The organism is Paenibacillus sp. LHD-38 (assembly GCF_031157315.1).
Lineage (GTDB): Bacteria > Bacillota > Bacilli > Paenibacillales > Paenibacillaceae > Pristimantibacillus.
On sequence record NZ_JAVIFU010000037.1, the window covers coordinates 1 to 13,606 of the forward strand.

General features: G+C 48.9%; 9 protein-coding genes. All 9 read left to right on the forward strand.

The annotated features are described in order from the left end of the window. A partial coding sequence (locus RCO25_RS24905; RefSeq protein ID WP_308998810.1) for a dynamin family protein occupies positions 1–1,967 on the forward strand: 1,967 nt, incomplete at its 5' end. 295 nt (positions 1,968–2,262) lie between these two features. Continuing rightward, complete coding sequence (locus tag RCO25_RS24910) at positions 2,263–4,050, forward strand: ABC transporter ATP-binding protein (RefSeq protein WP_308998811.1); 1,788 nt, start codon at positions 2,263–2,265, stop codon at positions 4,048–4,050. Beyond that, positions 4,050–5,873, forward strand: coding sequence for an ABC transporter ATP-binding protein (locus RCO25_RS24915; RefSeq protein WP_308998812.1), 1,824 nt, complete (start codon positions 4,050–4,052; stop codon positions 5,871–5,873). Before RCO25_RS24910 ends, RCO25_RS24915 begins: the two co-directional genes overlap by 1 nt. A gap of 123 nt (positions 5,874–5,996) precedes the next feature. Further along, the gene (purT, locus tag RCO25_RS24920) at positions 5,997–7,181 is read left to right on the forward strand and encodes a phosphoribosylglycinamide formyltransferase 2 (RefSeq protein WP_308998813.1); all 1,185 of its coding nucleotides are present in this window, start codon (positions 5,997–5,999) and stop codon (positions 7,179–7,181) included. Between the two features lie 163 nt (positions 7,182–7,344). Beyond that, complete coding sequence (locus RCO25_RS24925) at positions 7,345–9,462, forward strand: methyl-accepting chemotaxis protein (RefSeq protein ID WP_308998814.1); 2,118 nt, start codon at positions 7,345–7,347, stop codon at positions 9,460–9,462. Positions 9,463–9,559: 97 nt separating this feature from the next. After that, positions 9,560–9,835 carry a YqkE family protein gene (locus tag RCO25_RS24930; protein ID WP_308998815.1) on the forward strand — a complete coding sequence of 92 codons (276 nt, stop codon included), beginning with the start codon at positions 9,560–9,562 and terminating at the stop codon, positions 9,833–9,835. A gap of 379 nt (positions 9,836–10,214) precedes the next feature. Continuing rightward, positions 10,215–11,666 (forward strand): ABC transporter substrate-binding protein, encoded by a 1,452-nt coding sequence (locus RCO25_RS24935; RefSeq protein WP_308998816.1) that lies wholly within the window; start codon positions 10,215–10,217, stop codon positions 11,664–11,666. A gap of 78 nt (positions 11,667–11,744) precedes the next feature. After that, positions 11,745–12,698: a carbohydrate ABC transporter permease gene (locus RCO25_RS24940; RefSeq protein WP_308998817.1), complete on the forward strand. Its 954-nt coding sequence runs from the start codon at positions 11,745–11,747 to the stop codon at positions 12,696–12,698. Next, on the forward strand, positions 12,695–13,528 hold the full coding sequence (locus RCO25_RS24945) for a carbohydrate ABC transporter permease (protein ID WP_308998818.1): 834 nt from the start codon (positions 12,695–12,697) through the stop codon (positions 13,526–13,528). Before RCO25_RS24940 ends, RCO25_RS24945 begins: the two co-directional genes overlap by 4 nt. The last annotated feature ends 78 nt before the right edge of the window (positions 13,529–13,606 follow it).

Sequence of the window (13,606 nt, forward strand, 5' to 3'; positions counted from 1 at the left end):
CCGACGGCGGACGCGGCGGCGCAGGAGCGCCGCGTGGCGCCGCGGCTGAGCGCAGCGCCTTAGCGGGCGGCGCAGCCCTAGCGCAGCAGCACAGCGCTGCTGCGCGCTTAGCGGGCGCCGCGGAGCTGCTTGCGCCGCATGCTGCGCTGGCGGCGGCCGCGCAAGCGATGCGCGAGAAGGCGAAGCGGCTGCAGGACAGCCGATTCACCATCGCGTTGTTCGGCGCCTTCAGCGCCGGCAAATCATCGCTCGCGAACGCGCTGATCGGCGAACCGGTGCTCCCGGTCTCGCCAAATCCGACGACTGCGGCGATCAACCGTCTCGTGCCCCCTACGGCGGAGCACGGACACGGCATGGCGCGCATCGTCATGAAATCGCGCGCCGCTATCGAAGACGACGTGCGCTACTCCTTGGCGCTGCTCGGTGAGAAAGCCGGCATCGACCAGCTGCCTGATGCCGCAGCGCTTATGCGGGCGATTGACCGTCTTACCCCCGATTCGATCGGGGCCGGCGGCCGCCCGCACTACAGCTTCCTGTGCGCAGCCCGCGCAGGCTGGGAAGAGCATGAGCAGCTGCTTGGGCAGCAGCTTTCCGTTGACCAGGCTGCTTACGAGCGCTACGTCGCTGAAGAATCGCGTTCTTGCTTCGTCAGCGAAATCGAGCTGCATTATGACTGCGAGCTCACCGCGCAGGGCATCGTGATGGTGGATACGCCAGGCGCGGACTCCGTTAACGCGAGACATACGGGTGTGGCCTTCAACTATATTAAAAACGCCGATGCTGTGCTGTTTGTGACCTATTATAACCATGCGTTCTCACAGGCCGACCGTCAGTTTCTCATGCAGCTCGGCCGGGTTAAAGATCAGTTTGAGCTCGACAAAATGTTTTTCCTCGTTAACGCAGCGGATTTGGCCGCAGACGAGGAGGAGCTGGCCGGCGTATTAAAGCATGTAGAGACGAACCTGCTTCAGCATGCGATTCGATCGCCTCGACTATTCCCTGTTTCCAGCCTGCAGGCGCTTGACGGCAAGCTTGACGGAAATGCGGAGCTGCTGAAGCGCTCGGGCATCGAAGCTTTTGAGCACTCATTTCTATCCTTTATTCAGAACGATCTTGGTCGCCTGGCGATCGAAGCGGCGGAGGAGGATCTCAAGCGCGCGGCAGCAACGGTTGCTGGCTGGCTGCAGAGCGCGGAGGGAGATGCCTCTGCGCGTGAGACGGAGCTCAAGGAGCTCCTGCTTGCCGTTAGCGACGCTAAGCGCGAGATCTCTGCACTGCTGCAAGGTGCTTCTATGCCGGAGCAGTTAAAACAAGAGCTGAGCGAGCTGCTGTACTATGTGGTACAGCGCATTCAATACCGTTTTGGCGAATTTTATAATTTGGCCTTTAATCCTGCCTCTTTGCAGGATGACGGACGTGACCTGCGTAAAGCGATATGGACCTCTTGGCTTGAGCTGCAGCGGCTTGTCCAGCTTGAGCTGTCACAGGAGATGCTGGCCACTTCTTTGCGGATGGAACGCGGCGTTCATACCCAGCTGCAAAAGCAATATGCCAGCGCAGCGCAGCGCCTGGAATCGTCTATCGCTTCTTACAGCGCAATCCCTTATTCGCCGGCATCACTGCCAACGCCGGATGAGCCTGCGGTCTGGGAAGCGGACTCCATTGACGCAAAGCTTCTTTGGAGCCGATTCAAATCACCGCGCCAATTTTTCGAGGGAGAGGGCAAAGGCTTGCTCCGCAAAGAGCTTGAAACCTTGCTTGCCCCATCGTTAAATGGTTGGATGGCAGAGCAAACCTCTCTGTGGACATCGCTTTATGAGCAGATTTGGCTCAATGCGGCCGAACATGCCGGAAGCCGGCTTGAGGAGGATATGCTTGCCTATGAAAGCGGCAAGCGGGTTTCATTAACTGGAAGCGCGGATATTGCGGAGCTGAAAAATCTTTACAAGCAATTAATTCATCTCTAATTGTCAATGGAACTTCATTGTTCTATCGCATTAACAGCTGAATGCTTTTGCGGACTTGCTTTAAGTCTGCAAAAGCTTTTTTTGTTTTTGTGTGTTTCTGTGCAAAAAGTGAGCAATTGGCACATATTTGTCATGATTTAGGACCATTTGGGAGCATTAACCGTTTCTAATTTACATATCGCGACTATAAGCGGACTCAATCTCCTATATGAATATTTATACTGTTTGCTCGCTTTTCACGATGCTGATAATATTCACTCATGCTTACAAAATAGATACGGGGAGATGGATTTACTTGGACGTTTTAAGGCAGTTGAAAGCATTCTATTGGGCGGAACGAAAGTTTTTGTTCTCTTCCATTTTATGCTTAATGTGCGCTACGGCGCTCGGACTTGTCTATCCGAATTTGCTGCGTTACCTTATTGATGATGTGATCACACCACAGAAATTCGAATTGGTACCTGCGCTTGCGTTTACGGTGGTTGGAGTCGTTTCATTTAAAGGTTGTATGCAGTTCTTACATGGATTTTTTGGCGGACGACTCGGAAACCAAGTGGCATTCCGCTTGCGGAACGCTTTGTATGACAAGCTGCAAACGCTGTCGTTTCAATATTATGACAAGGCGAAGACGGGTGACCTCATGTCACGTCTGACAGCGGATCTTGAAGCAATCCGGAACTTTATCGGCTTCGGCTTTGCTCAAATTTTGAACATGGTACTGATGATTGTTTTCGGCGGCGCCATGATGCTTTCGATCCATTGGCAGCTAACGCTGATTACGCTGGTAACCATCCCGCTGCTCGGATTCGCGGCCATTCGTTTCGAGCGCAATATTCATCCCGCATTCCGTGAAATGCGTCAGGCGATGAGTAATCTTACCACAGCGGTTCAAGAGAACATAACCGGCGTACGCACGGTCAAATCCTTTGCTAGAGAATCGCATGAGGTATCCAAATTTTCGGTGCGAAGCGAAGCGTATCAAACGAACCAAGTCGGCGCAGCAAAGATCTGGGCCAAATTTTTCCCGGTCATGGAGCTTGTCGCTAACTTAAGCGCTGTCATCCTGCTCGTTACCGGCGGTATTCTCGTTATTAACGGTTCGCTTAAGCTTGGCGAATTCGTCGCATTCTTCAGCTTGATTTGGTACATTATCGGGCCGATGTGGGGACTTGGGTTTCATATCAACAACTATACGCAGTTTAAAGCTTCAGGCGAGCGCGTGCTTGGACTGTTGAATGAACATGTCCACGTCAAAAACACGGATGATGCGATTGAAGTCAGCAATGATTCCGTGAAAGGGCATGTACGCTTTGATCATGTTACGTTCAGCTATCCGGATAAATCGCCGGCCGTGACGGATTTGGTCATCGATGCGCCAGCAGGCTCCGTTATCGGATTTCTGGGAGCGACCGGCTCTGGTAAATCGACGATCATTCAACTGCTGATGAGAGCCTACAATGTAAAAAACGGAACGATCACACTGGATGGCATTGACATCCGCAACCTGGATGTTGCCAGCCTTCGCCGTTTGATTGCACCGGTATTCCAAGAAACGTTCTTGTTCTCGGCATCGATTAAAGACAATATCGCATATGGCGTGCGCGACGTAACACCAGAACAAATCGAATACGCTGCAAAGCTCGCCAAGGCGCATGAATTTATCATGGAGCTGCCGCTTGGATACGATACGATCGTCGGCGAAAGAGGCATGGGCTTATCCGGCGGACAGAAGCAGCGGATCGCAATCGCGAGAGCACTCATTAAAAATCCGCGCATTCTCATCTTGGATGACGCGACCAGCGCCGTTGACATGGAAACCGAGCATGAAATTCAAGCGGGCTTTAAGGAACTGATGGCTGGGCGAACAACCTTTATTATTGCTCACCGGATTTCTTCGCTCCGACATGCCGATGAAATTATCGTCCTGGATAAAGGCCATATCGTGCAGCGGGGCACCCATGCGCAATTAATATCTCAGCAAGGCCCTTATCGGGATACTTACAACATTCAATATGCTGATTATCCGCTTGATGATACAACATTGACTGCGGGGGCGCATGATCGGAAAGGGAGTACCTTATAATGAGCACGAGTGCCAAAGCAAAGGTTAGCAACAAAAACGAACGCTTCATTTATCAAGACGATGAATTGATCGAAAAGCCCTTTAACTGGGGACAGCTGCGCAGATTGTTCATGTACATGAAGCCTTATACGAAGCAATTAATGCCGGTTATTTTTATGATGATCCTGGGTACCATGACGCGACTCGGCGTACCGGCGCTTGTCATTCTGGCGATCGATGAAGCGATTGCTCCGGCGAATGGAGCAACGAGCGTATCTAAGCTGCTTATCATCGCGGGCGTCATGCTTTTATTGTATATTATCCAATGGGCATCCAATACGTACCGAATCAAATATACGAATATTATCGGACAAAAGGTTATCTATGATTTAAGGAATCATTTATTCCAGCATATTCAAAAGCTCAGCTTCCGCTTCTACGATAAGCGGCCGGCGGGTTCCGTGCTTGTCCGCGTAACAAACGATGTTAACGCGCTGCAGGATTTATTTACGAATGGGGTCGTCAACCTTTTGATGGACTGCGTTCAGCTGTTCGGTATCGTAATCATCCTGCTCGTTTGGAACTTCAAACTCGGCATTGCCGTGATGATAACCGTTCCGCTTATGTTCCTCGTCTCAACGACCTTGCGCAAAAGAATTCGTTTCGCTTGGCAGGACGTCCGGATTAAGCAGTCGCGAATCAATTCCCATTTGAATGAAAGTATTCAAGGGATGAAGGTTACGCAGGCTTATGTGCAAGAAAAAGATAACATGAGTTTCTTTGACCATATGAATACGACCAACGTAAAATCATGGAACAAAGCGTCGGCGATGAACCAAGCGTTTGGACCCGTCATTGAGATTACCTCCGCAATCGGAACCTTTATTCTGTTCTGGTACGGCGCTCATCTCATTCAAGTCGGCGCGATTACTGTAGGTTTGCTGGTCGGATACGCCAACTATATCGGCAACTTTTGGGACCCGATCAACCGTCTCGGACAAATGTATTCCCAGCTCCTTATCGCAATGGCATCATCGGAACGAATCTTTGAATTTATTGACGAAGAGCCGACGGTTGCCGAATTAACACAGGCGAAGCCGCTGCCTAAAATTAAAGGAGCAGTTAAGTTTGACCACATTGTGTTCGAGTATGAGAAGGGAAGGCCGGCGCTTAAGAACGTGACGATTGATGTGAAAGAGGGTCAGTCTATCGCGCTCGTTGGCCACACCGGATCAGGAAAAAGTACGATCATCAACCTGCTCTGCCGCTTTTATGATCCCGTTGAAGGCCGCGTGCTGATCGATGGTATCGATATTCGCGACGTAACGATCGAGAGCCTTCGTTCGCAGGTAGGGATCGTTCTGCAGGATACGTTTATTTTTGCAGGCACGATTCGTGACAATATCCGCTATGGCCGTTTGAACGCAACGGACGATGAAGTGGTGAAAGCAGCTCAAGCCGTAAATGCGCATGATTTCATTATGGGGCTGCCTGACGGGTACGATACCCAGGTTGAAGAGCGCGGTAACGTACTTTCAATGGGACAGCGTCAGCTGCTCTCGTTTGCAAGGGCTTTGCTGGCTGACCCGCAAATCTTGATTTTGGATGAAGCGACGGCAAGCATCGATACAGAGACGGAGCTGAAAATCCAAGAGGCGCTTAAAGCGCTGCTTGCAGGACGCACGTCGTTTATGATTGCCCACCGCTTGTCGACGATCCGTCATGCGGATGAAATTATCGTGCTTGATCATGGTCGAATCGTTGAGCAAGGCAATCATGAAACGCTTATAAACAAACGCGGCGTTTATAATGGATTAATCGAGGCGCAGTATCGTTTTCTGTAAAAATGGTTGATTTTTCATCAAGGAACCTCCACAATGGAAGAAAAAACGAACCGAGGCGTTTGCCTAAGCCGATCATGGCTTGGGTAAACGATTCGATTTGCTTCCAGGAGGTTCTTTTTCTTTATGTATGGATCACCGTTAACAACGAATGCCCGTAAATTGCTGCTGCTAGGCTCAGGCGAGCTTGGGAAAGAGGTTGTAATAGAGGCACAGCGTCTAGGCATCGAGACGATTGCCGTTGACCGCTATGAGCATGCGCCTGCCATGCAGGCCGCGCATCGCAGCTATACAACCGATATGCTGAACGGCGCTGAGCTGCGCCGCATTATCGAGTTGGAGAAACCGGATTATATCGTTCCGGAGATCGAAGCGATTGCAACGGAAACGCTGCTGGAGCTTGAGAAGGAAGGACATCGCGTCATCCCGACGGCGAGAGCAGCTTGGCTCACGATGGACCGTGAAGGCATACGCCGTTTGGCTGCGGAAACGTTAGAGCTCCCGACGGCGCCTTATCGTTTTGCCGATACGCTTGACGAATTGCGGCTTGCCGCGGAAGCGCTTGGATTTCCATGCGTCATCAAGCCGATTATGAGTTCATCGGGCAAAGGGCAAAGCGTATGCCGTTCCGAAGCAGAGCTTGAAGCATGCTGGAGCTATGCAATGGAAGGTGGACGTGCGAAGAAGCAGCGAATTATCGTAGAAGGCTTCGTTACGTTCGAATCCGAAATTACATTGCTGACCGTTCGTTCGGTCTCAGGGACAAGCTATTGCCCGCCAATCGGCCATGTTCAGAAGGATGGCGATTATATTGAATCCTGGCAGCCTCATGAAATGACGGAGGAGCAAATCGCGCAAGCGGAGGCCATTGCACTGCGTATTACAGACGAGCTCGGAGGTTATGGCCTATACGGGGTTGAGCTGTTCATAACAAAGGATGGCGTGTTGTTCAGCGAAGTGTCGCCTCGTCCGCATGATACGGGAATGGTCACGATGGCGACACAGGATCTATCTGAATTTGCACTTCATGTGAGAGCAATACTAGGTTTTCCAATTCCAACGATTCGCTTGCTGACACCAGGTGCTTCACACACCTTAAAAGCAGACAGAGAGTCCACCGATTTCCGCATCGGCGGAATTGAAGAAGCGCTGTCTGTACCGAATACACAGGTTCGATTATTCGGAAAGCCAGAGACAAAGGTAGGAAGACGCATGGCCGTTGCGCTTAGCTCTGCATCTGACGTTGAGCAGGCTCGTGATCTGGCTCGTACGGCTGCCGAGGCGCTTTATATCGAATACGGCAAACAATAATTCGCAAAGATAAGATCGTTTTCAAGGGAATATTGCCTTGGAAACGATTTTTTTTATGTTTTTTTCGTATTATGTCATATAACCTGACATGAACATAAAAAGTCTCGTATCTCCGACCGATATAAGAAGTAGACCAGAGAATAAGGATAAGGTGGGGGAAATTATGTTTGTACACGTATTACGTCCGTTTTCAGCTTTTATGTCGAGGCTTCGTTATGGACAAAAGTTTGCTTTCGTTAGTTTGTTGATGGCTATTCCGATTGCAATGCTGCTTGTCATATGGCTGAGCGAGCAGCAGCAAGAGCTAGCCTTTATTGAAAAAGAGCGGATAGGCGCTTCGCAAATCAATGAAGTTATGCCGTTCATGCTGCTGGTTCAGCAGCACCGGGGATTGGCAAATGGTTATTTAAACGGTAATACGCAGTCCATTTCAGAATTAGATAAGAAAGAGCAAGAGATATCCGAGGTTATAGCTTTGATGGAGAAGTCGGAGCGCTTGCAAGCATTCCCGGATTCCTATCAAAAATGGACATCACTCAAATCGGATTGGAATCAGCTTGCGGGAAACTTCCGTACGTTGACTCCCAAGGAAAGCTTTGACATGCATTCTTCATTAATCGATCAAGTAGAAGAGCTGATCGTAAGCTATTCCGACGAATCAGGCTTGTCCCTCGATACAGAAATGGATTCTTTTTATTTAATGACTATGCTCGTTCAGCAGCTCCCCGTGTTAATGGAGAATACAGCGGTTATTCGCGGACAAGGCAACGGCGTACTCGTATCCAAGCAGCTGTCAGAGGAAATGAAAATTAATTTGCTGCTTGAAATGGCCAAAATGGATGCTGCCTTCAAAGATCTCAATAAATCACTTGCTATTGTCACAGCATTGGACACGGAACTTAACAAGGAAATACGGCTAACCGGAGAGCAATCGATAGAAGCAACCAACAAGTTTCAAACACTCGTAAACAAGGAAATTATTGAGGCTTCCGAGATTAAAAAGAGTGGTGAAGATTTTTTTGCTGAGGGGACGGCGACTATAGGCGTACTCAATCAAATGTTTACCCGCGTCAATGGTGAGCTGGAACGAATATTATCGGCACGCAGCGGGGAACTGAATCAAAGCCGAAATTTCATTCTTGCCGTGACGCTGTTGTCCTTGCTGCTTGCGGCCTTGTTTTATGCAGGTTTTTATCGAAATGTAATAGATACGGTCAATGCGCTAAAAAAACGCGCGCAGGAAATGTCGATGGGAGATTTATCGTATGAGCTTCAATTAAATACGAGAGATGAACTGCAGCAGGCGGGTCATGCTTTCAATGAAATGCTGCATTCGCTGAATGAGCTGCTGCGGCGCAATCAACGCATTTCAGAGAAAACGGCGGCATCCTCCGGTCAACTAATGGACATATCTCATGAGTCAACTTCTGCAATGAAGCTTATCGCAACCGCGATTCAAAGCGTCTCCAGCGGGACGGAGCTGCAAAGCCTTTCGACTAGCGAAACGGCAACCGCAATGAATGAGATGGCAATCGGGATTACGCGAATCGCAGAGGCAGCCTCTGAGGCAGCTGATGCCGCGGCAAAGGCAAACGAGAAACTGCGGCTTGGAGATGAGCAGTTGGAAGAGACTGCTCTGCAAATGAACAGCATTAAGAGCACGCAGGTGGAATCCGCGCAAATCGTCGCGAAGCTTAACGAGCATTCCGTCCAAATTGGTCAAATTGTTGCGACGGTTATGTCGATCGCTAAACAAACGCAGCTGCTTGCGCTTAATGCGAATATTGAAGCAGCAAGAGCCGGAGAGCATGGGCGCGGATTCAGCGTTGTAGCCTCTGAGGTAGGCAAGCTTGCGGAGCAAACGGCTCATTCGGTAGACTCTATATCCCATTTGCTGTCGTCTGTCCGGATGCAGGTTGATGAAACCGTGCTTGCGATGGATGCCATGCGCGAGGAAACGGACACGGGACTTCAAGTGATTGGGCGTACGCAGCAAACAATGAGCAGCATTTTGACAGACATTAGACAAATGAGTGATCAGGTTCAGGAGGTTTCGGCTGCCTCTGAACAGATCTCGGCTGGAATGGAGCAGGTTACGGCAGCTATCGGCGAGGTTGCAAGCGTGTCGCATAAAACATCAGATGATGCGGAAACCATGGCAGCGGCAACAGAACAGCAGCTGGCCTCTATGGAGGAAATTCAAACCTCCGCGGAAGCGCTGAGTATGATGTCCCGACAATTGCAGGAGGATTTAAGCCGTTTTGTACTTGCAAGTGAATGAAAAGCAAGCTATTATAATTAACGATCATTTTAATTGCTGGAAAGCATAATCATACGGTTGGAGTGCTCTCTGATCATTAAAGGCAGGTGTTTACTCGGTGGGTAAGAAACAAAAGAAAGTCTCTTCACCGATGCCGAAATCAGCTCCGAAAGCGGATTCGGATAACGGTTTGACGCTCAAGGATTTATTGAGCAGCGAAATGCTTAACAAGCTGAAAGCGCAAGCGGATGAGATGAAGCAGACAGAAGCCGCGCGGAAGGAAGATCTGCGCAAGCAGGAGGAAGAAAAGAAAAAGCAGGAACAAAAGCGCTTAGAAAATGATTTCTCGTATTTGCTTGAGAATAGTGATCCGAATTGGTCTAAGCATAAATAGCAAATACATGGGAGTTTTTTGATCCATGCATGCCAAAAAGCTCATGAAAAGCACCTTCGGGTGCTTTTTTATATATATAAGAATTTATATGTTTTCACATATAAATGTGCTTATATATCTCCGCGAAACGACTGCTTTTGCCACAGAGTACGGCGACAGCCGTTTACGCTTGTTTTTAGGTGTAAAAGCTCCTTTACGGGAGAAGATCTAATCCTCATAATAAGGCTTTAAATGGCATGTCCAGCAGCAGGATGAAGAAGGTTGTTTAGATAGTCCACTATTATAAAAAATTTCGAATATTAAACTGTAACCGTATTCATTAGTATTGAAATCAGGAACAAAACATTAAAGACGCTCGACATTACAAGGGAGGTATACCATGAAACAAAATCGTAATACGTTATCCGTCCTCATTCTGGCCATTTTTATGCTGGCAACTCTGCTTGCTGGCTGCTCGGGCGGCTCTAACAAGGAAAACGTGGCAGAGCCTTCACAAACCGAAAAAACGACAAGCCCGGAGAACAACAAGAATGAACCGGCAAATGCACAAGCGGATGATACGAAAGAACCGGTTAAACTGAAATTCACATTCTGGGGAAGCCCGCAAGAGAAAACGGCAATTGAACAGGCAACGAAAAAGTTTACAGAAAAATATCCTTGGATTACGGTTGACGCGATTCATATCCCGGAGGCAGATTACGATGCGAAAATAACCGCAATGGTAGCGGGGAATGATTCCCCGGACCTTGGCTATATGCATGGGGAGCTGGCGGATCCGTGGCAAAAGGAAGGCAAATTCGTTAATATGTTCGAGCTGCTGGACAAAGACGACGAATTAAAGCGAGAAGATTTCTTGGATTATATTTGGTTCAAGTCTTCCGAGGACTTCGCTTACGGGATCAGCACAGCCGGGGAGACTTTCGGACTGTTCTATAACAAAGACCTCTTCGAAACGGCAAAGCAAGCCTATCCGCCGTCCAAACCGGAGGAAGCTTGGGACTGGGATCAATTCGTCGAAGTGGCTAAAAAGCTGACGCTGGACAAAAACGGCAAGAACGCTTCAGAAGAGGGCTTTGATCCGAATAATATCAAGCAGTACGGCGTGTCGTTCGAAACATGGCATGGACCGATCCACGCAACCGTCATTAACAATGAGGGTGAATGGATAACGAAGGACGGCAAGTTTGGGTTCAGCGAGCCGCAAGCAACGGAAGCGATTCAAAGACTTGCTGATCTGATCAATGTTCATCATGTTGCGCCTTCGCCGGTGCAAATGAAATCGATTCCGTCGCAAGCGGTCGCGCTGCAATCCAAGCTAGTTGCCATGTCAATGCACGGACAATGGATCAACCTTGATCTTGGAGCAGCCAAAGTTAACTACGATATTGGCGTTCTTCCGAAAATGAGCCGTTCCGTGCCAATGGGCATCAGCGGAGCCTCCGTTATTTACAAATCGAGCAAGCATCTGGATGAAGCCTGGCTGTTAACGAAGTTTTTGGAAAACCCGGAAGGCTCGCTTGACCTTTACAGCGGCGGATTATGGATGCCGACCATGACGAAATGGTATACCGAGCCGGAGCTTATTGCCAAATGGGCAGAGAATAACCCGGCGCATCCAGCCGGCTTCAAGGATGCGATGATGAACAATTTGCTGAACAACGGCGTGCCTAACGGATCCTACTATATTAAAAACTTCTCCAAGGTGAACGCCATTACGTTCTCCGGTATGGATGAAGTATGGCTTGGCAGGAAAACGGCCGCAGAAGCCATGAAAGAAATCGAAGCGAAGGTGCAGCCCGAAATTCAAGGCAGATACGATGTAAGCCCATAAGTTAGAGGAGGAGAATTCTATCCGGGCGACCGGCAATGCCGGTTGCCCTAACCTAACAATAGTTTGGAGAGAGCAACTATGAAATCAATAGCGGGCTTCCGGGAACGCTCGATCGTGCAGGAGCGTGCCGGCAGAAAAAAGCGTTCATCCAAGGAGTTCGGCTACGGCATACTTTTCGCGTCACCTGTATTGCTGGGCTATCTTATTTTCGTCATCGTACCGATTGTGGCAACGCTGTATCTTAGCTTCACTTCGTACAGCGTTGGAACGACGCCGATATGGCTGGGGTTCGATAATTACGTCCATTTATTCGAGGGAGCCGATCCTTTTTTCTATCCGGCAGTAAAGGCAACCCTTTACTATGTGGGGCTGAGCGTACCCCTTGGCATTATTCTTTCTTTCTTTGTAGCGATCTTGCTTAACCAGAAAATCGTGGCTAGAGGATTTTTCCGCAGCGTATTTTATTTGCCGGTCATCATTCCGCTCGCTGCCTCGTCGATGGTTTGGATGTGGCTGCTCCAGCCGGATTTCGGTATCGTCAATTATGCGCTGGAATCGGTTCATTTGCCATCCTCGAAATGGCTGGGCGATACGACATCCGTAGTGCCGACGCTTATTTTGTTCAGCTTCTGGACACTGGGGAATACGATTGTTATTTTTTTGGCAGGCTTACAAGGCATTCCCTCTCATCTCTATGAAGCCATCGACATTGATGGCGGAAACGCATTTCATAAGCTCATATACATCACGATCCCGATGAGTTCTCCCATTATTTTCTTCAATACGGTCATTGCCTTTATTAACGGCTTTCAGACCTTTGTCCAGCCAGCTGTCATGACGCAGGGGGGACCGAATAATTCAAGCTTGTTTTATGTGCTTTACTTGTTTAATGAAGGCTTCAAATCTTCCCGAATGGGGAGCGCAAGCGCAATTTCGGTTCTGCTGTTTATCGTTATCGTATTATTTACCGCGATCATTTTCTTCTTCTCCAAATCATTTGTCTATTACGAAGGAAAGGGGGGGAAGAGATGAGTAAGCTTCCTGTTCTGCAGCGCTGCGTCATTTACGCATTGCTGCTCGCGGGTACCGTGTTTTGTTTATTTCCGATATTTTGGATGCTTCGTACTTCGTTGATCGGAATGGGTGATCTTTATCAGATGCCGCCGACTATTTTTCCAGAATCACTCAGCTGGGGAAATTACAAAACGGCTCTCGAAGCTTATCCATTCGAGCGGTTTTTCGTAAACAGCACGATTGTAACCGGATCCGCTGTCGTAGGCGTGCTGCTTTCAAGCTCGATTTGCGCATACAGCTTCTCTCGGATCGATTGGAAGGGCAGAGATAAGGTGTTCGGTTTTATTCTGTCTGGTTTAATGATTCCGTTCTTCGTGGTCATGATTCCGCAGTTTGTTTTCTGGAATGCGCTGCATTTGACGGACACGTTCGTTCCGCTGATTGCACCATCATGGTTCGGAGGCGGCGTGTTTAATATCTTTTTGCTTCGTCAGTTTTTTCTCAGCATTCCGAGAGACTTGGATGAAGCGGCTAAGGTTGACGGTGCCGGACATTTCCGTATTTATTGGCAGATCATTTTGCCGGTAGCGAAGCAAGCCATGATTGTCGTAGGTTTGTTGACGTTTCTAGCCAATTGGAATGACTATCTCGGGCCGTTAGCTTTTATCACCTCGGAGAAAAATTATACGCTCATGCAAGGACTTACACTGTTCCAAGGCTCTTATTCGGCACAGTGGCATCTCATGATGGCAGCCACCGCCGTCATTGTCATCCCATCGCTAATCATCTTCTTCATCGCGCAGCGGCATTTCATTGAAGGAATTGCGATGACCGGCATTAAAGGATAATGACAGCAAAAAACACATAACGCTCACGCTTGTCATGCTGCTTGCTGCAAGCAGATAGAAATCGAAGTGTAAAGTAAG